This window comes from Pseudomonas sp. AN-B15 (genome assembly GCF_019056475.1).
Taxonomy (GTDB): domain Bacteria; phylum Pseudomonadota; class Gammaproteobacteria; order Pseudomonadales; family Pseudomonadaceae; genus Aquipseudomonas; species Aquipseudomonas parakoreensis.
This window is the reverse complement of sequence record NZ_CP049737.1, coordinates 2,117,467-2,140,556: the sequence shown is the minus strand read 5'-3', so window position 1 is coordinate 2,140,556 and position 23,090 is coordinate 2,117,467. Positions and strand designations below refer to the sequence as shown.

The 23,090-nt window shown below is 61.6% G+C and carries 14 protein-coding genes; 3 read left to right on the top strand and 11 right to left on the bottom strand.

The genetic code is table 11. From position 1 onward, the window contains the following. Positions 1 to 96: 96 nt before the first annotated feature. Both GTQ41_RS09680 and GTQ41_RS09675 read right to left on the bottom strand, forming a co-directional pair. A complete protein-coding gene (locus GTQ41_RS09680; protein WP_217325489.1) occupies positions 97 to 4,566 on the bottom strand; it encodes a hemagglutinin repeat-containing protein in 4,470 nt (1,489 codons plus the stop codon). A gap of 113 nt (positions 4,567 to 4,679) precedes the next feature. Continuing rightward, entirely contained in the window at positions 4,680 to 6,407 is a 1,728-nt protein-coding gene (locus GTQ41_RS09675; protein ID WP_047295162.1) for a ShlB/FhaC/HecB family hemolysin secretion/activation protein, read from the bottom strand. Between the two features lie 342 nt (positions 6,408 to 6,749). Between GTQ41_RS09675 and GTQ41_RS09670 the strand changes: the two genes are divergently transcribed. Both GTQ41_RS09670 and GTQ41_RS09665 read left to right on the top strand, forming a co-directional pair. Continuing rightward, positions 6,750 to 7,871, top strand: coding sequence for an HlyD family secretion protein (locus GTQ41_RS09670; RefSeq protein ID WP_047295164.1), 1,122 nt, complete (start codon positions 6,750 to 6,752; stop codon positions 7,869 to 7,871). Next, on the top strand, positions 7,868 to 9,460 hold the full coding sequence (locus GTQ41_RS09665; protein ID WP_047295166.1) for a DHA2 family efflux MFS transporter permease subunit: 1,593 nt from the start codon (positions 7,868 to 7,870) through the stop codon (positions 9,458 to 9,460). The genes GTQ41_RS09670 and GTQ41_RS09665 overlap by 4 nt, the downstream gene beginning before the upstream one ends. Before the next feature lie 108 nt (positions 9,461 to 9,568). On the opposite strand, the gene GTQ41_RS09660 is transcribed toward GTQ41_RS09665, so the two are convergent. The 3 genes from GTQ41_RS09660 to GTQ41_RS09650 form a co-directional block, all read right to left on the bottom strand. Then, complete coding sequence (locus GTQ41_RS09660) at positions 9,569 to 10,009, bottom strand: carboxymuconolactone decarboxylase family protein (protein ID WP_047295168.1); 441 nt, start codon at positions 10,007 to 10,009, stop codon at positions 9,569 to 9,571. A 98-nt stretch (positions 10,010 to 10,107) separates the two neighbouring features. Then, on the bottom strand, positions 10,108 to 11,550 hold the full coding sequence (locus GTQ41_RS09655; protein WP_047295170.1) for a mechanosensitive ion channel domain-containing protein: 1,443 nt from the start codon (positions 11,548 to 11,550) through the stop codon (positions 10,108 to 10,110). A gap of 208 nt (positions 11,551 to 11,758) precedes the next feature. Continuing rightward, the gene (locus GTQ41_RS09650) at positions 11,759 to 12,625 is read right to left on the bottom strand and encodes a pirin family protein (RefSeq protein ID WP_047295172.1); all 867 of its coding nucleotides are present in this window, start codon (positions 12,623 to 12,625) and stop codon (positions 11,759 to 11,761) included. A gap of 323 nt (positions 12,626 to 12,948) precedes the next feature. Between GTQ41_RS09650 and dkgB the strand changes: the two genes are divergently transcribed. After that, positions 12,949 to 13,752: a 2,5-didehydrogluconate reductase DkgB gene (gene dkgB, locus GTQ41_RS09645; RefSeq protein WP_047295174.1), complete on the top strand. Its 804-nt coding sequence runs from the start codon at positions 12,949 to 12,951 to the stop codon at positions 13,750 to 13,752. 4 nt (positions 13,753 to 13,756) lie between these two features. Here dkgB and GTQ41_RS09640 read toward each other — a convergent pair whose 3' ends face one another. The 6 genes from GTQ41_RS09640 to mgtA form a co-directional block, all read right to left on the bottom strand. Continuing rightward, positions 13,757 to 16,975: a transporter substrate-binding domain-containing protein gene (locus tag GTQ41_RS09640; RefSeq protein ID WP_217325488.1), complete on the bottom strand. Its 3,219-nt coding sequence runs from the start codon at positions 16,973 to 16,975 to the stop codon at positions 13,757 to 13,759. Positions 16,976 to 16,983: 8 nt separating this feature from the next. After that, positions 16,984 to 17,610: a response regulator transcription factor gene (locus GTQ41_RS09635; protein ID WP_047295178.1), complete on the bottom strand. Its 627-nt coding sequence runs from the start codon at positions 17,608 to 17,610 to the stop codon at positions 16,984 to 16,986. Between the two features lie 142 nt (positions 17,611 to 17,752). Further along, the gene (locus GTQ41_RS09630; protein ID WP_047295180.1) at positions 17,753 to 18,187 is read right to left on the bottom strand and encodes a hypothetical protein; all 435 of its coding nucleotides are present in this window, start codon (positions 18,185 to 18,187) and stop codon (positions 17,753 to 17,755) included. Between the two features lie 86 nt (positions 18,188 to 18,273). Next, a complete protein-coding gene (locus tag GTQ41_RS09625; RefSeq protein WP_315438492.1) occupies positions 18,274 to 18,864 on the bottom strand; it encodes an EAL domain-containing protein in 591 nt (196 codons plus the stop codon). 61 nt (positions 18,865 to 18,925) lie between these two features. After that, entirely contained in the window at positions 18,926 to 19,642 is a 717-nt protein-coding gene (locus GTQ41_RS09620; protein WP_007968289.1) for an MgtC/SapB family protein, read from the bottom strand. Between the two features lie 166 nt (positions 19,643 to 19,808). Continuing rightward, positions 19,809 to 22,508, bottom strand: coding sequence for a magnesium-translocating P-type ATPase (mgtA, locus tag GTQ41_RS09615; protein WP_047295184.1), 2,700 nt, complete (start codon positions 22,506 to 22,508; stop codon positions 19,809 to 19,811). Between the last annotated feature and the right edge of the window lie 582 nt (positions 22,509 to 23,090).

Here is a 23,090-nt window from a genome sequence, read left to right as displayed (position 1 = left end):
CTGCTCGCGAAGGCACCGGTTCAGTCAACAGCTTCGCTGACTGAACTGACGCTATCGCGAGCAGGCTCACTCCCACAGTTTTTATAGCAGTGCTGCTCAGCCTTTTTCGTCAATCCCGGCCTGCAGGGTCTGGCTGTCCAGATTGCCACTCAGGGTCACCGGACCGACTTTCAGATTGCCGTTATCGAACGATACCTTCGGTGCGTTCTCCTCGGTTTTCTGCGGCAGGTCCAGTCCGGCTTTCACGCCGTATTCACGGTTGACCAAGTCACGGCTACCGACCTTTGAACCGCCCAGATCGACCTTGCCTTCAGCCGATGAAATCCGCGCGCCGGTCAGCTGTGTCGCGCCGTCCACCGCAAGGTTCACCCCCTGATTGCCACTGATGCCGGACGCCTGCGCCACGCTGTCCTTGTGCGCGTATTCGCCCTGCGCCTTCAGCGTTGGTTTGTAGTCGGTGCCGGCGAGTTTTTCCTTGTCACTCGGCGGATTCTTCTTCGCGGTCAGGCCCAGATCGACATCGACCCTGGCTTGCGTCTTCGAGTCCTGACGGCTGTCGACGGTCAGGTCACCGGCAACCTTGCCACTGACAGTGTTCGCGTCGATCCGCGCGCCCGACAGTTGTGCATCGCCTGCGCTGTTGAGGACCACGCTGTCAGCCTTGATCTGGCTGTCCTGCTGAGTGGTGCCTTGCAGGTAATCGACGCCGACCTTGGCCCCGGCGTTGAAGCCGTGGTCGCTGCTGGCCTTCTCATCGGCAGCGGTCGGAGTCTTGCTGCTCAGGTTGCCACCGGCATTCAGCGCGACGTTCCAGTTGTTTCGCGTCTCGGTGGATTGCGCCGACTCCTGAACCAAACCGCCCTTCTGCGCATTGATGCTGACGTTCGGCGCGCTGACTTGCGTGCCTTGCAGGTGCACCGCATCACCGCTCAACACGACGTTACTCTGGCTGTTGAGCTGGCCACCGGTCAGGGTTTGCGAGTGTTCGTTGACCCGACCGATGTTGAAGTTGCCGATCAGATTACCGCCCTGATCGCGACTCTTCTCGCTGCTGGATTTGCTGCCGCCGCCTTTCAAGCCGCCGCCGAGATTGCTGCCGGTCACGCTGTGCGTATCGGTGGCCGCTTGCAGATCAAGCTTGCCGTCAGCGTGCAGATCGATGCCGCCGGCGCTGTCGATCTTCGTGCCCTGGTGAACCTGATTGCCACCGCTGCTCAGTTGCACCGGGCCATTACCGCTGATGCTCGCGACGTGAGCCTGAGTGTCAGTGGTCTGCTTGCCGGTGTGATCGAGCTGGAAGCCTGCGCCGAGGTCAACGTTGGTGCCGTCGGTGCCCGGCAAGGTGCCGACCGTCAGCGAGCCGTTGCCGCGCAGGCTGGAGTCGCTGCTGCTCTGGCGGTCACTGGCCTGATTCAGCGCCAGATCGCCGCCGGTCTTGATGCTCACACCGCCCTGCCCGCCGTCGAAACGGCTGCCAGCGAACTGCGCATCTGCGCCAACGTTGATGTTCACGCCCTGATTGCCGGCATACCCGCCGACTACCGCCGTGCTGCTGTCCTTGCTGCTGTAGCTGTTGCCGCCCGCACCGCTGCCGGCGACGTTCACGTCTTCGCCGGTCTTGGTGTAAACGCGCACGTCGACCTTGGCATCGACTGAGTTATCGGTGCTGCCGTGAGTGTTGCTCGCGGCATCGGCAACCAGTGTGTCGGCGTTGATGTTGACCTTGCCGTTGCTCGCGCTGTACTGAGTGCCCTGGTCGTGCAGGGTGCCGGCGGTTTTCACCTCGACACTGCCGCCGTCGAAACGACTGACCACGGCGTTGCTGTTGTGCTCGGTCTTGTCAGCGCTGCCGTGACCGATCGCCACGTCGAGGCCGACGTTTGGCTGGCCGAGATTGCTCAGGGCTTCCTTGTCCGGCACCTTGCCGTTGAGCACATCCTTGACCGCACCGGCAATCGGGCGGGCGATGTCCTTGTACTCGACATTGGCGCCGATGTCCGCCGACCAGTTGCTCTGGTTATGGCTGCTGCTTTCGGTGTTGCTGGCGGCGCGGTTGTCGATTTCGTTGGCCGCGACGTTCAGACCGTTGCCAGCCTTGACCTGCGCGCCTTCGGTCACCAGCTTGTCGGCATTGATGTTCAGGCTGCCGCTGCTTTGCACGTGGGTGGTTTGCGCGGTGGTTTTGCTGCTGCTGTCTTGCGTGGTGCTGTGGGCAAAATCGACACCACTGCCGGCGCGGTCGAGGCCACCGGTGTAGTAGAAACCACCGCCGGTGCTGGAGGTATCGGTCGAAGTTTTGTGGCTGTCCTGTTCGGCCAGCAACGACACATTATTGCCGCTCAGTGTGGTGTCGCCGGCCGTGGATTTGACTTCACCGCCCTTGATGGTCAGATCGCCGCCGGCCTTTACCTGCACGCTGGCGCCGCTGAGGCTGGAGCCTTGCTGGTTGACGTCGTTGCGGGTGACGGTCTGCTGCTTGTCTTCGTAGTGCACCCCGGCGCGGTATTGCTCCGGCGTTTGCTCTTTGGCGTAGGCATCGAAGCCACGGGTCTCGGTGGTAGAGCTGCTGTCGTGGCTGTTCTGCGTGGAATGCACGTTCACATCACCCGCTGCGTCCGCCGTCAGCGCGCCGCCAGCCTTGACCGTGGAGCCGGCCACTTCGATGTCCTTGGCGCTTTTGAGCTTGAGGTTGCTGTCGGAAACCAGCTCGCTGCGCACCGTGGTGCTGTCCCTGGCGTTCTGCCGCGATTCGTCCTTGCTGATGCCGAAGAACTTGCTGTCCTTGTCGTGGTTGTTACTGTGCGAGGTGTCCTGCACGCCGTCGATCACCAGCGAACCCTGATCGCTGATCACGCTGGCCTCGGTGCCACCACGGACCTGGCTGCCGCTGATGCGCACGTCATCAGCCTTGACGATCAGTTTGCCGGCCGCATTGATTTTGCTGCCCTGATGCCGGGTCTGGCCCTTGTCGGCGTCACCGGTCTTGCCGAAAAATCCGCCGCCGACCAGGTCGCCGGAGTAGCTGTTGTTATTACTGCGACTGGTGCGCGTGGCGGTGGTGACGTCCACTTGCTTGCCCGCCAGTTTCACATCGCCGGCGCTGTTCAGTTCGGCGCCTTCGGAACGCAACAACGCGGCGGTTTGCAGCGCGATATTGCCACCCTTCAACTGGCTGCCAAGGCTGCGCTGCTCTTCGCTGCTGCTGTTCCAGTCAGCCTTCCACAAATGCTTGCGATGGTTGCCCTGATCGGTCTGAGTATGGCTTTCGGTGGCTGCAGTCAGGCGCAGATCACCGCCGCTGTGCACATCGAGATTTTTCGCCGCTTCAACCTTGGCGGCTTTGAGTTCGGTGTCTTTGCCGGAAGACAATTTCGCATCGCGGCTGGCGACGATCTGGCTGCCGTGCTGGCGAGTTTCACTGTCGGTCTGGGTGCGGTCGTAGGTTTCCCAAGTGATGCCGATGGTGCTGTTGCTCCAGTTTTCGCGTTTTTCCTGAAGCTTGCGGCTTTCGACGGTACTCAAGGTCAGGTTGCGCTTGGCATTGACGCTGACATCGCGACCACTGACGTCGGTGGCGGCCAATGTCAGATCGTTGCCGCTGTGCAGGCCGACATCGCCCTGACTGCTGCGAATGCCGGCACGGGTCACGTCGAGGCTATTGGAGATAGCCGCACCGCTGACGCTGAGGTCGCCAGCCGAACGGATCTGCACGCCGTCACGCCCGGCCACTTGTACCGCGCCCACACGCACGCCCGCGCCTTCGGCGGTGCTGACGATATTGATGCGCCCGGCCTGCATCGCCCCGAACAGGCTGGCGTCGATGCGTTGATCGGTGGTGTTGCCCGCCGGGTCCACGGTTTTCACCTGACCGCTGGCGTAGTCCACCTGATTGCGCCCCGCCGTGAGGTTGAGTTGATCGCGGGCGTCAATGCGGCCCTGGCTGTCGATACGCGGGGCAATCAGGTTGACCGAACCCTCGGCATTACGCAGGCCGCCACTCTGAATCTGCAACTGACCACTGGCGTCGCGGGTGTTCAGCGCTTGCAGTTTGCCGTCGTTCAATTCAGGACGACCGACCAGCAGACTGGCGTTCGGCGTGTTGATGAAACTGCCGCCGTTCACCGAGATGCCGTTGGGGTTGGCCAGCACGTAATCGGCAGCGCGGCCGAAGATTTCCTGGGCGCCATTGATCGCCGAAGGGTTACGGCTGATCACCTCGTTGAGGATCACGCTCGCCGCCTGCCCCTGCAGTTGCGGGTTGGCCGCCAGTTGCCCGGCGAGCTGCGATTGCCCGGCCTGCAAGGCGTTGTTCAGCACCAGACCCTGACGGTCGACGTTGTAGTCGAGGAACTGGTTGTGCGACAGGCCCGAGCCGTTGGGCGCGACGATATTGACGATGGGCACGCCGCCCTGAGTCTGCAATTGCGCGGTGCCGCCGGGGCCGGGTGCGACCACCACACCGCCGGCGATAGCGGTCGGCAGGTGCACGGCGAAGAACAGGCTGGCGATCGCCCAGCGCAGTTTGCCCCGAGGAGAAAGATGAAATGCAAAGGTGTGTGCTGGCATAAAAACGTCTCCATGTAAGTACGGCATCACGGCGCGCGATTGAGTGTTGGCCGTGGCTGTCGCGCTCAGATCCGACGGCTGTTTGTTCACTGCTTGATGAGTCTCGGTGGTGCTCATATCTGCAACCCTACGCGCATCAGCCAGGTCTCTGGCTCGTGCTGCAATCCGTTGGGGGTGTTGAGGGCGCGCTGGTAATCGACGTCCACTTGCAGATTCTTCCAGCCCAGATTCAGCCCGACGCTGGCGCCGCTCAGGCGTTGGCCCTGGGCACCGTGATCGGCCTTGAGCCAGCCGTTGTCCAGCGCCACGCGCGGGGTGATCTGCAGCGGCCAGTCGTTGCGCAGGGGCAGACGCAAGGTGTTGCGCCAGATCGCGCCGCTGGCAGCAGATGCGCTGTTGACCCGATAGCCGCGCACTGCCGAATCGTCGGTGCCGAGCAACTGTTCGATGGCTGGCAACGGGTCGGGGCTGTATTGCAAATTGAGCTGGCTTTGCCACTGCCACGCTTGCGCGCCGAACTGGCCGTTGCGCCATTGGCTGAGGCCAGCGCGGTACTTGTGAAATTGCGCTTTGGGCAGATTGTTGACCGCGTGATGGGCGTCGTCATCGGCGCCCAGCCAGCGCAGGCCTTGCGAGTAGGTGAAGTCGAGGTTCCACACCGCACGGTCGAGCCAGAACAGATTGAGTCCGGCTTCGGCCACGGTCAGGGTCGGGCTTTGAATGCCCAGACGGACATTTTCCAGATAGCTGTCGACGTCCTTGTGCGCCAGTTGCAGGTTGGCGCTGAGCTGGCGGCTCTGGTCGCGCCACAACACGCGGTAGGCGCGCAGGCTCAGTTGATCGGTGATGCCGGTGCTGTACAAGGTCGCGCTGGGCAGTTTGAACGGCGCACGATACTCGGCGTGGCTGGCGAACGCGCTATAGGTCCAGTAGCCGTAGGGAATCGCGTAATACAGGCTGGCGTTGCGACTGTAGCGGTCGCCCTGATTCAACGTGTCGCTGGCGCTGAGGCTCAGCAGGTCGTTGAGTTGCAACGGACTGTCGAAGCTCAGGCTGACGCTGTTGCGATCCCGCCCGGTGCTGGCGCTGCCGAGGTTGTCCATGCCCAGCCCCAACGCCCAGCGCGACTGTCCAGAAGTGCGCGAGCGCAGGATGATTCGCGACGCGCCAGGCTGGCTGCCGGGGGCGATGTCGGCGGTCAGGTCAAGCGAGCGCAAGCGGTTCAACTGATCGAGGCCTTGCTCCAGATCGCGCAGGTTCAGCGGTTGGCCGAGCATATGCGGGAACGCGCCCCCCAGCGAAACGGGCAGGCTCTGATCGGCCAGTTCGATCGACTCGATGTAGCCTTCGTCGATCATGATGTCCAGAGGCTGCCCCGCCGCCGGCGCGCTCAACAGGTACGGGCGGCTGGCGATGTAGCCATGCTCGACATAGATCGCGGTGATGGTCGCCAGCAAATGATTGATCTGGCCGACGCCCATGCACGGCGCCAGCAGCGGTTTGATCCGGGCGTTGAGTTTGTCGCTGTCGATCAGCGTGACACCGCCGATGCGCGTACCACTTAGCGGCCAGCAACGTTCATCGGGGGCGACTGTCTGCGGGAGCGCTGGTGTGGCCGGCGCCGGGCCGAACGCACCGCGCTCCAGTTGGCGCTTGCGTTGTTCCATCTGCAGTTGTTGCAGATCGCGCTGTTGCTGTTGCTGCTGGCGCAGCACTTCCTGGCCCGGCGCAACAGAGTCAGCCGCTTGAATCGAGGAGGCACACACACTCAACACAAAGGCCGACAACAGCGGGCAAAGCGTGAAGCGACGACGAGAAACAGCGCAAAGCAAATACGGCACGCAACATCCTTGCAAGCATGAAATGGCGTAATGCCACTTCATCAATGCGAGTGATAGTCAGAGCCTTCCTACACAAATGCAAGACGCTTCCTACAGCGCTTACATTTCTTAAACATTTGATTTTGCTGCGTTCAACGCTAGGCCATCAGGGTTTCCCCGAGGGCTCTCATCGAGTTCTCAAAGACCTGCCCCGCATTACCGGGACTGACATTTCTCGAAACCGCTCCAAACCCCGAGGCCGGGTAAGCAACTGACGATCGGCACAAAAACATAATTGCCACAAAATATTACTTGCGTCATATTACGACTGTAATAACCAATCGTTCCCGCAGGTATTACGCTATGACCGCCATGTCCACCCTCGAGCCCGACCTGTCATCCCCGGTCACCCCCGCCAAACCGCCGTTGCGCAAGCGCTTGCTGCTGACCGGCTCTGGCCTGATCGCGCTGGTCATGGTCGGCGTGTACGCCAGTCATTGGTGGAGCACCGGGCGTTTTCTCGAGGAGACTGACGATGCCTACATCGGTGGCGACGTCACGGTGATCGGGCCGAAGGTTGCCGGCTACATCGAAGAAGTGCTGGTCAGCGACAACCAGTCGGTCAAGACCGGCGATGTGTTGATCCGACTTGATGCGCGCGACTATCGCGCCAACCTCGCCAAAGCCGAAGGCGCAGTAGCCGCCGAAGAGGCACTGCTGGCCAACCTCGATGCCACTGAACAACTGCAGCACGCCGTGATCGGCCAAGCCCGCGCCGGCATCGATGCCGCTGGTGCCGAAACCGCCCGTTCGCGGGACGACAACGCGCGCTATAAACGCCTGGTCAGCAGCAATGCCGTGTCGGTGGAAAGCGCCCAACGCGCCGACGCCAGCTTCAAGACCGCCCAGGCCCTGAGTGCCCGCGCCCAGGCCGAACTGCTCGCCGCCCAGCGCCAACTGGCGGTGATCGACACCCAGAAACAACAGGCCCGTGCCGCCCTGCAACAAGCCCGGGCCGAGCGTGATCTGGCGCAGTTGAACCTCGGCTACACCGAACTGCGCGCGCCGGTTGATGGCGTGATCGGCAATCGCCGCGCACGGGTCGGCGCCTATGCCCAGGCCGGGTCGCAACAATTGTCGGTGGTGCCGGCCAGCGGTCTGTGGGTGGATGCCAATTTCAAGGAGGACCAACTGGCGCGGATGAAACCCGGGCAACGGGTGAGCATCCGCGCCGACGTGCTTTCCGGCCAGGAGTTCCACGGCCGCCTCGACAGCCTCGCCCCCGCCACCGGCTCGCAATTCAGCGTGCTGCCGCCAGAGAACGCCACCGGCAACTTCACCAAAATCGTCCAGCGGGTGCCGGTGCGAATTCTGCTCGATCCGGCCGACGGCGTGCTCGGGCATCTGCGGCCAGGCTTGTCGGTCACCGCTGAAGTCGACACCCGCGCGCCTGCTGAATCCAGCGCCGTGGCCGTCGCACCATGAGCACCACCCTCACCGCCCCGGCGCAACCGTTCAACGCCGCCGACATGGCCACCGCGACCAAAGTATTCGCCTTCGCCACGATGTGCATCGGCATGTTCATTGCGCTGCTGGACATCCAGATCGTCTCGGCCTCGCTGCGTGACATCGGCGGCGGACTCTCGGCCGGCACCGACGAAACCGCGTGGGTGCAGACCAGTTACCTGATCGCCGAAATCATCGTGATCCCGCTGTCGGGCTGGCTGTCGCGGGTGTTCTCCACCCGCTGGCTGTTCTGTGCTTCGGCGGTCGGCTTCACCCTGGCCAGTTTGCTTTGCGGTGTGGCGTGGAACATCCAGAGCATGATCGCCTTTCGGGCGCTGCAGGGCTTTCTCGGCGGCTCGATGATCCCGCTGGTATTCACCACCGCGTTCTTTTTCTTCACCGGCAAACAACGGGTGATTGCCGCCGCAACCATCGGCGCCGTGGCGTCACTGGCGCCGACCCTGGGTCCGGTAATCGGTGGCTGGATTACCGACATTTCCTCATGGCACTGGCTGTTCTACATCAACCTGGTGCCGGGAATTTTCGTCGCCGTGGCCGTGCCGATGCTGGTAAAGATCGACCAGCCGGAACTGGCGCTGCTCAAGGGCGCGGACTACTTGAGCATGGTATTTCTCGCGCTGTTTCTCGGCTGCCTGGAATACACCCTCGAAGAGGGCCCGCGCTGGAACTGGTTCAGCGATCAAACGATTCTGACCACGGCGTGGATCAGCGGTCTGGCGGGTCTGGCCTTTATCGGGCGCACCTTGCACGTGGCCAATCCGATCGTTGATTTGCGCGCACTCAAGGATCGCAATTTCGCCCTCGGCTGCTTCTTTTCCTTCGTCACCGGGATTGGTCTGTTCGCGACGATTTACCTGACGCCGCTGTTTCTCGGCCGGGTGCGAGGCTACAGCGCGCTGGACATTGGTCTGGCGGTTTTTTCCACCGGGGTGTTCCAGATCATGGCGATTCCGTTGTACGCCTTTCTCGCCAATCGCGTGGATTTGCGCTGGATCATGATGCTTGGGCTGGGCTTGTTTGCGGTGTCGATGTGGGAGTTCAGTCCGATCACCCACGACTGGGGTTCCGCTGAGTTGATGTTGCCGCAAGCGCTGCGCGGGATCGCCCAGCAACTGGCGGTGCCGCCGGCAGTGACGCTGACCTTGGGAGGCTTGGCACCGGCACGCTTGAAGCACGCTTCGGGGCTGTTCAACCTGATGCGCAATCTGGGCGGGGCCATCGGCATTGCCGCCTGCGCGACCATTCTCAATGACCGCACCAACCTGCACTTCACCCGCCTGGCCGAGCATTTGAACAGCAGCAACGAGGCGCTGAATCAGTGGCTGGCGCAGGTCGGTGGCAACCTGGAAACACTGGGTCAGAGTGGTGACGTCGGGATCACCGCCGGTCTGCGTCAGCTGTGGCTGCTGACTTACCGCGAGGCGCAGACCCAGACCTACGGCGATACCTTTTTGATGATCATGCTGTGCTTCATCATCGCCACGGCGATGGTGCCCTTGATGCGCAAGGTGCAACCACCGGCTGCGCCGAGTGCAGATGCGCATTGATGCCTCGCCCGTGTAGGAGCTGCCGCAGGCTGCGATCTTTTGATCTTGTCTTTAAAAGATCGCAGCCTCGTTTCACTCGACAGCTCCTACAGGGTTATGGGTTGCGGCTTAGAGCTGCGGGGTTTTGCGGAAACCCACGGCCAGGCGGTTCCAGCTGTTGATGGTGTTGATCGCCACGCTCAGGTCGACCATTTCCTTGGGCGTGAATTGCGCGGCGACGATGTCGTAGTCTTCGTCCGGGGCGTGGGTCAGGCTCAGTTGGGTCAGCGACTCGGTCCACAGCAGTGCAGCACGTTCGCGCTCGGTGAAGAATGGCGCTTCCCGCCAGGCAGTCACCGCGAACAACCGGCGCGGGGTCTCACCGCCCTTGATCGCGTCAGCGGTGTGCATGTCAATGCAGAATGCGCAGCCGTTGATCTGCGATGCACGCAGCTTGACCAGCTCGATCAGGGTCTTTTCCAGCGGCAGTTTCGAGACCGCAGTTTCCAGGGCCATCATCGCTTTCAGGGCGTCTGGGGAAGCAGTGTAGAAATCGGTACGAGCTTTCATGGTGGAGTTTCCGGGGGCCAGTGAATGTGTGACTAAGGTAGTCCCGCCACTGCCCCGGACAAATAGCCAATCTCCCGGAAGACGAGTAGACCACCGCGTCACACGCGCTGGCGCAACCAGTGCAGGAACCCGGTTTTCGCCACCACGGTCGGCACGTCCTGGGTCAGGGTCTGAGCCTTGTGCAGGCGATAATCGAGCAAGGCTTTCATCGCCTCGTTGATGTCGTGGCGGGCATCCAGGCACGGCTTCAGGTAGGTCTTCTCGATGCGATACAGCGCGCAGAAGGTTTTCGCCGCGAAGGTCGCCGGTACTGAAGAATCGGACAGAATCCCGGCCTCGCCGATCACTTCGCCCGGCCCCATGCGCCCGGATTCGAACGGGCTGCCATGGCGGGTCAGGGTCACGCTGACCACGCCGGATTCGATGATGAACAAATGATCGCTGACCTCCCCGGCCTCGAGGATCGTTTCCCCGGCGCGGAAGGTTTGCAGGGTCATGTTCTGGCTGAAGGTGTCTTTCTCTTCCTGGCGCAGGGTGGAGAAAATCGGTGAGCTGTCGAGCAGCGCCCGCGGCCGCGAAAGGTTGCCGGTGACGATCGGTTCGACACTCGACAACAGATTGACCCCGGACGCCTGCAGATGCCGGTAAGCCAGATCGAACAACTGATTGCGCACCGGACGTTTCTGGTCCATCGACGACACAAAGCCGCTGATTTCGTATTCGACACCGGTGCTGCTGGCGCTTTTCAGCGCGACGCTCGGCGCGGGATTGTCCAGCAGCGGACGGCAGCCCTGCATCGCCCGCTCCAGCGCATCGATCACCGTATTGGGCCGGGCATGCGGGCTGACCTGGACACTGACGGCCAGGCCGAACATGTTGCTCGGCCGGCTGAAGTTGATGATCTTGGCCTTGGCCGCCAGCGAGTTGGGAATCACCGCCATGCTGCCCTGGCTGGTCTGCAGACGCGTAGCGCGCCAATCGATGTCGATGACCCGGCCTTCGGTGCCGTCGATGGAGATCCAGTCATCGATCTGATACGGCTTGGTGGTGTTGAGCACGATCCCGGAAAACACATCACTGAGGGTGCTCTGCAACGCCAGACCGACAATGATCGCCAAGGCCCCGGACGTCGCCAGCACGCCTTTGACCGGTAGATCGAGCACGTAGGCCAGAGCGGCGATAATGGCGATCAGGAAAATCACCGCCCCGAGCAGATCCTGCAACAGCCGCCCGGTGTGCCCGACCCGCTGCATCATCACCGCGCCGATCAACACGGTCAGGGTGCGCGCGCCGAACAGCCACCAGCCGATCTGCAACCCGGTCGCCGCCAGATGCAACGGCACATTGTCCGCCCACGGCGCCGGCTCCATCGGGTTGAGGCCTTCGTTGAACAGCACCGCGCTGAACAGGCTGAAAATCAGCACCCGCACCAGCAGCTTCCACTCGCTGCCACGGGCACTGATCAGGCGCCACAGGCCCAGATCGAGCAGGATCAGAATCAACGCGCAAAACAACGGATGTTCGGTCAAGAAAGACAGCATCAAACCACTCCGATACGGGCCAATCGCGAGAAGATCGCACAGATTGGGCAAGTGTAGGAGCAATTGATTTCAGAGGCAGAACACCCGCGCAAAAACACCGAAAATCCCCTGTGGGAGCGAGCCTGCTCGCGAAGGCGGTGGATCCGTCAGACACGCATCGACTGTAAGTCCGCTTTCGCGAGCAAGCCCGCTCCCACAGGGATGAAATTTACCCGTGCATTTGGCCAAAACGCCCGGACTGGAAGTCGGCGAATGCCTGATGAATTTCCTGCTCGGTGTTCATCACGAACGGGCCATGGCCGACAATCGGTTCGTCGATCGGCTCGCCGCTGAGCAGCAGCACCACCGCGTCTTCACCGGCCTCAAGGGTCAACTGACGCCCCTCACGTTCAAACAGCACCAATTGCCCGACACCCGCCGTTTGCGCACCGTTGATCTGCACCGACCCTTTCAACAGCACCAGCGCAGTGTTGCGCCCTTCGTGCAGATCCAGGCTCAGCAACTTGCCGGCATTGAGCCGCAGGTCCCAGACGTCGATCGGCGTGAACGTGCGCGATGGGCCTGTATGCCCCTCGAACTCACCAGCGATCAGCCGCAGGCTGCCGGCGTCGTCCTTCAGCGCGATATTCGGAATATCGCCGTCGAGTATGGTCTGGTAGCCGGGCGCGGCCATTTTGTCCTTGGCCGGCAGGTTGACCCACAGCTGCACCATTTCCAGATTGCCGCCGGTTCTGGCGAAATCATCCGAGTGAAACTCTTCATGCAGGATCCCGGACGCAGCCGTCATCCACTGCACGTCGCCCGGGCCGATGGTGCCGCCGCTGCCGGTGGAGTCACGGTGCTGCACCTCGCCGTCGTAGACGATGGTCACGGTTTCAAAACCACGATGCGGATGCTGGCCAACACCGCGGCGCTCGGTGGTCGGGGTGAATTGCGCGGGTCCTGGGTGATCGAGCAGCAGGAACGGGCTGATGTGCTTGCCCAGGTTGTCGTAGGAAAACAGGGTGCGCACCGGGAAACCATCGCCGACCCAATGGCCGCGAGGGCTGGTGTAGATACCGATGATGTTTTTCATGGTTGCCTCCAGAAAAGTGGGTGACGCAATGGATTAAGCTTAAATCCATGACGGTCGGAGGACTAGACGGCAAAAATCAGCTTAAGTGTTCCATCTGCAGGACAGTAGTGCACCTTTCGCGAGCCATTCACAACCCCCTGTAGGTGCTGCGGCACGCTGCGATCTTTTGATCTTGTTGTTTAAAATCAAAAGATCGCAGCGTGCCGCAGCGCCTGCAAGATTCGTGACTTCTGCTCAACAGTGCTTTGCCCCACCAGCGGTTTTTCTCAAGGACGCAGACGCGGATACTCCCGCCCATTCTCACTGCAACCCTGGAGTCATCAATGTCTGTTCCCGCTTTTGGTCTGGGTACGTTTCGCCTGCAAGGCCAGGTGGTCATCGATTCGGTGCGCAATGCGCTGGATCTCGGTTACCGCGTCATCGACACCGCGCAGATCTACGAGAACGAAGCCGAGGTCGGTCAGGCCATCGCCGCCAGCGGCATTGCTCGCCAGGATCTGTTCATCACCAGCAAGATCTGGATCGCCAACTTCGCCAGGGATCGCTTGATCGACAGCCTCAAGGAAAGCCTGCGCAAGCTGCAGACCGACTACCTCGACCTGACGCTGATCCACTGGCCATCGCCGGAAGATCAAGTGCCGGTCGCCGAGTTCATGGGCGCACTGCTCGAAGCCAAACGTCTGGGCCTGACCCGGCAGATCGGCGTTTCCAACTTCACCATCGAGCTGATGCAACAGGCGATTGCAGCGGTCGGCGCAGACAACATCGCCACCAACCAGATCGAACTGCACCCGTACCTGCAAAACCGCAAAGTGGTCGAGTTCGCGCAAAGCCAAGGCATCCAGATCACCTCGTACATGACCCTGGCCTATGGCGAAGTGCTCAAGGACCCGCTGATCCAGCAGATCGCCACACGCCTGCAAGCGACCCCGGCGCAAGTCACTCTGGCCTGGGCGATGCAACAGGGCTACGCGGTGATTCCATCGTCGACCCGTCGCGCCAATCTGCAAAGTAACCTCGGTGCTACGGCGCTGACCCTGAGCGACGCCGACATGGCGTTGATCGCCACACTGGAGCGTGGCCAGCGCCTGACCAACCCGAAAGGCATTGCCCCGCAGTGGGACTGATCGTTCAAGTCTGAAGGCGCTGCGCGAGACTGAGCATGGTCTCGCGCAGCATCTCGACCGAGCGCTCGACCACCTGAGTTTCGGCGTCTCGGCAGGCCTGCTCAAGGTCCGCACAGGCTGCCGCCACTCGCGCGGCACCGACCATCTGCGCACCGCCCTTGATGTGATGCGCCAGCGTACGCAATTCGCTCAGATTGAGGGGCCGGCATGCGACGTCCAGCCGTTGCAGGTCGTCCAGCAGACTGCACAAGACTTGCTCTCGCAATCGTTGCATCAGCGCATGATCGTTACCGGCCATTTGCTCCAGCGCGCTCAGGTCGAGTTCGGTCAAGGGCAGTGGCGGCTTTGGCTCGCCTGCATTTTCGCTGTGTCCGGCGCCCTGCAATGCCAGCGCCAGATCAGCCAGGCGGATCGGTTTGAACAGGCAGTCATCCATACCGGCCTCAAGACACCGCGCCTTTTCCTCGATCTGCGCATTGGCGGTAAAGCCGAGAATCAGACACCGTGCCCGGCCGCTCGCCGCCTCTTCGCCACGGATGGCCCGCGCGAGTTCGTAGCCGTTGCGCCGGGGCATGTTGCAGTCGGTGATCAGCACGTCAAACGCTTGTGCCCGCCAGCGTTGCAGCCCCTGTTCACCGTCTTCGATATCGACGGTGCGGTGGCCGAGTTCACTCAACTGCCAACAGAGCAGCAGCCGGTTGAGCGGATGATCATCCACCACCAGCACGCTCAGCGAGCGCGCCGGCGTGTCCGCCACCGCGGTGCTTGCAGCCTCGGCGGCAAGCGCGGCCAACGATTGCAATTGCAGACTGATCTCGATCTGTGTTCCATGCCCCGGCTCGCTGGCAAGGCGCAGCGTACCGCCCATCATTTCGCAGAGCTCACGGCTGATCACCAAGCCCAGCCCCGAACCACTGCGCGCGGACTGCCCGGGGTTGCCGGCCTGCACAAACGGGCTGAACAGGCGCTGGCGGTCATGCTCGCTGATGCCGATGCCACTGTCTTCGATCACCACCGTCACGCCCACGCTTGCGAGCGGCATCGCGTGCACTGACAGCCGCACGCTGACCTCGCCTTGCTCGGTGAACTTGATCGCATTGCTCAACAGGTTCGACAGCACTTGCTTGAAGCGCACCGGATCAATCAACACGTCAACGTCGCTGCCCGCCCCCAGCTCGATGTGCCATAACAGGCACTTTTGTCGCGCCAGCCCTTCGAATACCCGGCACACCGAAGCCACCAGTTCGCGCAGGTTGGCCCGCTGCGGCGCGAGGGACAACTGCCCGGATTCGATGCGCGCGATATCGAGAATGTCGCCGATCAGCGCAAGCAGTTGCTGACCGGCGCCCGACGCAACCTGAATCGCCAACCGGTCAGTGACACCCTCCTCGGCACGTTTGAGCGCCAGTTCGAGCATGCCGATCAACGCGTTCATCGGCGTGCGGATTTCATGGCTCATGGTCGCCAGGAAAGTCGTCTTGGCGCGGTTGGCATCGTCAGCCGCCTCCTTGGCTTGCTGCAACTGATGCAACCATTGCTGACGCTGACGTAACTGCCGACGCTGAAAACCGATCCAGGCCAATGCCAACACCAGCAACCCCGCCGCGGTGACAAACCCCAGAACAATCTCGCGGCGGTGGCGCACCCAATAGCTCTCCTCCACCACCACATCATGGCTCCAGCGCTCGACCAACTCGTCCATCTGCTGAGGTGCGATGCTCAGCAGTGCCTTGTTCAGCAATGTGTGCAGCGCCGTGGCCTGCGGTGCGGTCGCCAACGCGATGCGTGCCGGTTGATCGCCAACGGTGTTGGTGATGCGCAAACGCTCGCGGTACTGGCGGGCAAGCAGAAAGCGCGCCACCAGCAGGGAACTGACCGTCGCATCGGCCTGGCCCTTGACGATCAGTTCCATGCCCTCAGCGGGACTGCGCACCTCCACCAGAGTTAATCGTGGCACGCGCCGCTCCAGGTATGCGCGCAACGGATGCCCGCGATAAATGGCCAGTCGTTTACCCTGTAAATCGTCGCGGCTGCGCGGGCTGCCGGCCGTTGTCGCACTGATCAGCACAAACGGGTTGTTCAGATACGCGCGGGTGAACTGCAGCTCGGCTTCACGCTCGCTGCTCGGCGTCACCACCGGCAACACGTCGAGCTCACCGGCCTGGAGCTGTTCGATCTGGCGGTCCAGCGAACGCCCCCGAACCACGTCGAATTGCAAACCGGTGCGCTGGCTGATCAGGTTGAGCAGCTGTGCCGACAGACCACTGAAACGGCCCTCGGCATCAAAAAAACTCAGCGGCGCAAAGTCCTCGATCACCCCCACCCGCACCACCGGGTGCTGCGCCAACCAATCCTGCTCACTGGCACTCAGACGTACCCGCGACTGCGCGGCCATCTGCGCGCGCCCTGCGCTCCAGCGTTGCTCGATAAGCTGACGACGTTCCATGGGAATCGCCGCCAGTGCCTTGTCGATGATGCGTTTGAGGCGTACTTCACTGCGCCGCAGGGCGAAACCGAAGGCGTTGGCATCCAGCCCCGACGGCCCGGCCAATTGCAGGTCATTGCGATAATTGGTGTTGATCAGGTAATTGGTGCTGATCAGATCGCCTAGGTAGCCATCATCGACACCGAAAGCCACTGCCCCCAGTGCGTCCATCGCCGAGGGATAGCGCAGCACCTGCGCCTTGGGATAGAACGCCTGCACACTGGCCAGCGGCAGATAGTCCTCGACCATGGCGATGCGTTTGCCGGCCAGGTCCGCCGGCAACGTTTCGTCTAACCGGGTCACCAGCATCGGCTGATCGTCGGCGTAAGTTCGCGACAGCACAAAGTCGGGGTCGGCGAGTTCAAAGCTGTTGGAGGTGCCCAGCAGGTCGAGTTCGCCCTGTTTGAGCGCAGCCATGACTTGCTCGCGATTGGCGAAACGTTGCACATCGATGCGCACCCCGAGCAGTTGCGCCAGCAGGTCGGCGTAATCGGCGGTGAGCCCTTCCAGCTCGTGTTGATTGCGGGTGATTTCGAACGGCGGATAGTCCGCACCGGAAATGCCCATGCGCAAGACCGGATGCTGGCGTAACCACTGACGGTCACGCTCATCGAGCGCGACAGGGATATTGTCCAGTTCGGCCTGGGCCAACAGTTCCAGGTGCTGCGCCGGCTCACTGGCCCAAGAGGTGGCCGTGATGCTCAACCACAGGACACAGCACCAGCCTTGCAGATTCATCAGGTCACTCAGAGCAGATGATTGCGTTTGGCGAGTTCACGCAAGTGCACCGTCGAGGTGATCCCGAGTTTTTTCATCAAACGGGTTTTGTAGGTGCTGACGGTTTTATGGCTCAGGTGCGTGTCTGCGGCGATCATTTTGTTGGCTTTGCCATGCGCCAATTGCACAAGGATATTCAACTCACGATTGGACAGGTCGTCGATCATCTGTTTTTCGCTGCGGTGCAAAGGGGTCGACGTATAGTCCTTGTCAGACGACGCCGCAAAATAGGCATAGCCTGACATCAACGCCTGAATTGCCTTGTGCAATTGCAGCAACTGGTTGGTTTTGGCCACGAAGCCCAAGGCACCGGCACGCAAGCAGCGGTCCTGATAATACTGCGGGTCTTGAGAGGTGAAGATCAGCACCTTGCATTTGGGGTCAATGGTCTTCAGCCGTTCCAGCAGCTCCAGGCCACCGATCCCCGGCAACTTGAGGTCGAGCACCACCAGGTTGGGTTTGTGCTCACGATTCAGGGCCAAGGCCTCGCTGGCGCTCGCGGCCTCGTGAATCTCCTTGAATCGCTCGGTCTGGAGTACGAGTCTCACGGCTGCGCGCACCACCGGATGATCGTCGACGATCAGCGCTGACTTCATGACGGCTCCCCGTGCAACTACCTGACAAAGGCGCCACAGCGTCGGATGCTGCGGACGCCGTTGCTGTGCAAAGACTGTTACACGGGAATCACGCGGGATCTACCTGTCAGATCTGACAGTTGCAGCAAACGCCAAACCGTGCTCAAGCCCGGCGCTGCGGGGCCGATGCCGGGTTCCAGGCATTCGCTGCGCACACCGGCGAACCATCGGCCCGATCCATCAGGTGCTTGATCGCCGCCAAGTCGGGCAGTGCGACATGGCTGATCTGCATGTTCTCCTGAGCAAAACCTGCCGGCGTCTGCACCGGGGCCGAAGGTTCGTTGTAGATCAGCACATGACGGACATGCGGGTTGTTCAGGAAAAAGCCCGACAGATCCAGCGACCCGGCCGCCAGTTCGGCATTGATGACCACGGCATCGAAGGGGTCGCAGCCGTACTCCACCAGCGTCAGCAACTCCAGCAGACTCTGCACCGGAGCGACGCGGAAGTATTCGAGATGGTTGAACAGCCGCTCGATTTTCATTCGGTGAAAATGCTGCGGATCGGCAATCAGGATGCGCAGGGTTTTATTGATCATGCTCGATGTCCCGAAGCTCGGAGGTGGCGCGCCAAGACTACGCATCTCGCCGGAACAGCTCTGTAGGACCTTTCCTAAAAATCCGCTCATTCGTCTGTTCCTTTGCCGTGGTTGCGCCGTTGCAGCCAGTTCAACAGATCGACCCCGGCCATCGGCCGTGCGTACCAGTAGCCCTGCCCTTGCGTGCAGCCCGGCGCCAGCAGTTCGCGACGTTGCGCGGCGGTTTCGATGCCTTCGATGACCACGCTCATGCCCAGGGCTTCGCCTAACGCCAGAGTGCTGCTGATGGCCGCGCGACAACGGGGTTCATGCGCAAGGTTGCGAATGAAATCGGCGTCGAGCTTGATCTCGTTGAAGGGCAACTGACACAGGCGCTGCAACGAAGAGAATCCGGCGCCGAAGTCATCGATCGACAAGCGACAGCCCATCATCCGCAACCGCACCAGCGTCTCCAGGCTGGTGGCCGGTGCTTCGGGCAGGCCGCTTTCGGTCAGCTCGAAGGTCAGGCCCGAACCGCTGCTTGCCTGTTCGGCCAGCAGGCTGTTCAACGTCGACGTCAGTTGCGCATTGGCCAGTTGCACGGTTTGCAGGTTGAACGCCACGTTCAGGACACAACCGTGCGCCCGGGCGCTGCGCTGCATCTGCAAGTCGCACAGGGCGGTGTCCACCGAGTTCATGACAGCGGCGGCGATTGTAATCGCCGAGAGCCACGCCGAATGGCAGCCCGATATGGTTGCCTTATTCGGTGGTACTCGGACTCCAGAACGCCTGCACCACCAGCGCTGAAGTCGAGATTCGCGCCACCAGTGCGTCCAGCTCGTCACCGTCCACCGAGGTGGTCGCCAGCGTCGCTTCGATCTCGATTTCGTCGGCACCGAAGGCATGTACATCGACGTCGCTGGCCGGGTAATTGCTGCGTTCCAGCTCGGCTTCGAGCAGGGCGAACACGGCTTTCTGCTGCGAGCGCCGGGCGATCACGTAAACGATGTTGGTGACTTCGGCCGAGACCACGTCCAGTGGCTGGCGGTTGATGTTGTTGACGATCGGCCGCAGCAAGGTGTTGGCGGCGAGGATGAACAGCGTGCCGAGCACCGCTTCGGCCAACAGATCAGCCCCGGCGCAAGCGCCGACGGCGGCGGAAGTCCACAAGGTTGCGGCGGTGTTGAGGCCACGGACGTTACCTTCCTCGCGCATGATCACGCCTGCGCCGAGAAAGCCGATGCCAGAAACCACGTACGCGACCACCCGCACCGCGCCTTCTGCGCCGCCGAGACGGTTGGCCATGTCGACAAAAATCGCCGCACCGACCGCCACCAGCACGTTGGTGCGCAGGCCGGCGGTGCGTTGCCGGTACTGGCGCTCGAAACCGATCAGGCCACCGAGGATGAACGCCGCGCTGAGGCTGACGAGGGTGTCGAGCAGCGAGGTGAGGTTGAGGTTGTTGATGGCTTGCATGATGAAGCTCCTTGAATAGTCCACAGTCCCTTTGTCGGGCTTGCTGCCAATTCACTTGAAATACCCGTTCCCTGTAGGAGCTGCCGCAGGCTGCGATCTGTTGATTTTGTTTTTAAAAGACAAGATCAACAGATCGCAGCCTGCGGCAGCTCCTACAGGGGCAGCATTACTGCCAGCCGAACCGGCGGATGTAGAAGCCTTTCACCGCCTGGGTCAACGCCATGTACGCCAGCAGGATCATCGGCAGGAACACGAAGTACAGCGACGGCAGTGCCTGCAGTTTGAAGTAGTTCGCCAGAGGCCCCATCGGCAGGAAGATCCCGACCGCCATGATGATCCCGGTCATCACCAGCAGCGGCATGGCTGCACGGCTTTGCAGGAACGGAATCTTCGGCGTGCGGATCATGTGCACGATCAGCGTCTGGGTCAGCAGCCCCACCACGAACCAGCCGGACTGGAACAGCGTCTGGTGATCCGGGGTGTTGGCATCGAACACGTACCACATCAAGGCGAACGTGGTGATGTCAAAGATCGAACTGATCGGCCCGAAGAACAGCATGAAGCGCCCGACATCCGCCGGCTGCCAGCGCTGTGGCTTTTTCAGCATCTCGTCATCGACGTTGTCGAACGGAATGGCGATCTGCGAAATGTCGTAGAGCAGGTTCTGTACCAGCAGGTGCATCGGCAACATCGGCAGGAACGGAATGAACGCACTCGCCACCAGCACCGAGAACACGTTGCCGAAGTTGGAGCTGGCCGTCATCTTGATGTACTTGAGCATGTTGGCGAAGGTGCGGCGCCCTTCGAGCACGCCCTCCTCCAACACCATCAGGCTCTTTTCCAGGAGGATGATGTCAGCGGCTTCCTTGGCGATGTCCACCGCGCTGTCCACCGAAATACCGATGTCGGCGGTACGCAGCGCCGGGGCATCGTTGATGCCGTCGCCCATGAAACCGACCACATGGCCGTTGCCTTTGAGGATGCGCACGATGCGCTCCTTGTGCGAGGGCGTGAGCTTGGCGAAGACGTTGGTTTTCTCCACCGCCACGGCCAGTTCGGCATCGCTCATGCGCTCGATGTCGTTGCCCATCAGCAAGCCCTGTTGCGCGAGGCCGACTTCGCGGCAAATCTTCGCGGTCACCAGTTCGTTGTCACCGGTCAGCACTTTGACCGCGACGCCGTGCTCGGCCAGCGCCTTGAGCGCCGGCGCAGTGCTTTCCTTGGGTGGATCGAGGAACGCCACGTAACCGATCAGCGTCAGTTCCTGCTCATCCGCCAGGCTGTAAGTGTCGCGACCTTCCGGCATCGAACGGGCAGCCACCGCCACCACGCGCAAGCCTTCAGCGTTGAATGCTGCGGTGACCTGACGAATCCGGGTCAGCAATTCATCGCTCAAGGCTTCTTCGACTTCGCCGTGCTGCACACGGGTGCACACCGCCAACACTTCTTCCACTGCGCCTTTGCAGATCAGCAGATGCGGTTCACCACGCCCTTCGACCACCACCGACATGCGCCGGCGATTGAAGTCGAACGGGATCTCATCAACCTTGCGAAACGCCGTGCCAACCTTCAGTTCGCGATGGATTTCCACGTGTTCCAGCACCGCCACGTCGAGCAGGTTTTTCAGCCCGGTCTGGTAGTAGCTGTTGAGGTAGGCCTTTTCCAGCACATCGTCGGAGTCTTCACCCCAGACGTCGACATTGCGCGCGAGGAAGATCTTGTCCTGGGTCAGGGTGCCGGTCTTGTCGGTGCACAGCACATCCATGGCGCCGAAGTTCTGGATCGCGTCCAGACGTTTGACGATGACCTTTTTGCGCGACAGGAACACCGCACCTTTGGCCAGCGTCGAGGTGACGATCATCGGCAGCATTTCCGGGGTCAGGCCCACGGCAATCGACAGCGCGAACAGCAGCGCTTCGGTCCAGTCGCCCTTGGTGAAACCGTTGATGAACAGCACCAGCGGCGCCATGACGAACATGAAGCGGATCAGCAGCCAGCTGACTTTGTTCACGCCCAGCTGGAACGAGGTCACCGCGCGGTCAGTTGCGCCCACACGCTGTGCCAACGCGCCGAAATAGGTGCTGTTGCCCGTGGTGAGAATCACCGCCACCGCCGTGCCGGACACCACGTTGGTGCCCATGAACAGAATGTTCTCCAGCTCCAGCGGATTGCGCGTGTCGCGGTCGGCCTGACGGGCAAACTTTTCCACCGGCATCGATTCGCCGGTCATCGCCGCCTGGCTGACGAACAGATCCTTGGCGCTGAGCACCCGACAGTCAGCGGGAATCATGTCGCCGGCGGACAGCACAATCAGGTCGCCCGGCACCAGCTGCTTGATCGGCAGTTCGATGCGCGGCTCGTCGCGGCGCATTACCGTGGCGGTGTTGCTGACCATCGCCTTGAGCGCGTCGGCGGCCTGGTTGGATTTGCTTTCCTGCCAGAAGCGCAGCAGCGTCGACAGCACCACCATGGAGAAAATCACCGTGGCGGCTTTCAGGTCTTCGGTCAGCCAGGAGATCACCGCCAACAGGGTCAGCAGCAGGTTGAACGGGTTTTTGTAGCAGTGCCACAGGTGGGTCCACCATGGCAGCGGCTGCTCGTGTTCGACTTCGTTGAGGCCGTACTGCGCGCGCAGTGCGTCGACTTCAAAATCGGTCAGGCCGTCGGTGTGAGTGCCCAGCGACGAGAGCAGTTCGCCGCTGTCGCGATGGGCCGCATCGACCAGGGTGTTGGCCAGCGTGGGCGGGACTTCACGGCTGACCGTGGTGTCGTTGATCGATTCCAGCAGCGCCAGACGGCGGAAGTGCCGGGCGATGTGGCGTGTGCGCAGGAAGCCTGCGAAAAATTCCTTGAGCGTAAGTTTCATGGCTGTTGCCCCTATGGTCAGCCGGGAAACCGTCGAGCAGGTACGACCATGCCTCGTTGACCGGAAAATCCGGCACGGCAAGGCTTGGCGCGCCGGTCAGAAAAGACAGGCGTGTCGATAGGTTTGCGATCGCGACCACACGGTCGCAATCACATACTTTCAGTGTCGATGAGAAGGACGTCGGGACATGGTCTCAACTGACCATGATCGGGATGCCGCTGCTCGCTTTACGGCGAGACAACGGCAGAGAAAGGCTGCGCGTTATCTTGCCGAGAATCTGCCGGTTACCGAGACCGGCCGACAACTGTCACTCGAACAAGTACCCACTGTGGGTCTCCGCTATTGATGAAAACGCGCGAAGCTTACGCCTCGATGATTGGAGAGTAAACCCGCAAAAGGAAGTGTGTCGGGGAATGTGGCGGGTGTTCAGGAAGGGTTCAGGATTCAGATTTTTCGCTGGCCTCCAGGGCCCTATCGCGGGCAAGCCCGCTCCCACAAGAATCTCCAGTGAATACAAGTTTTGCATCCGACACAGATCCTGTGGGAGCTGGCTTGCCAGCGATTGCGGTGTATCAGGCAAAG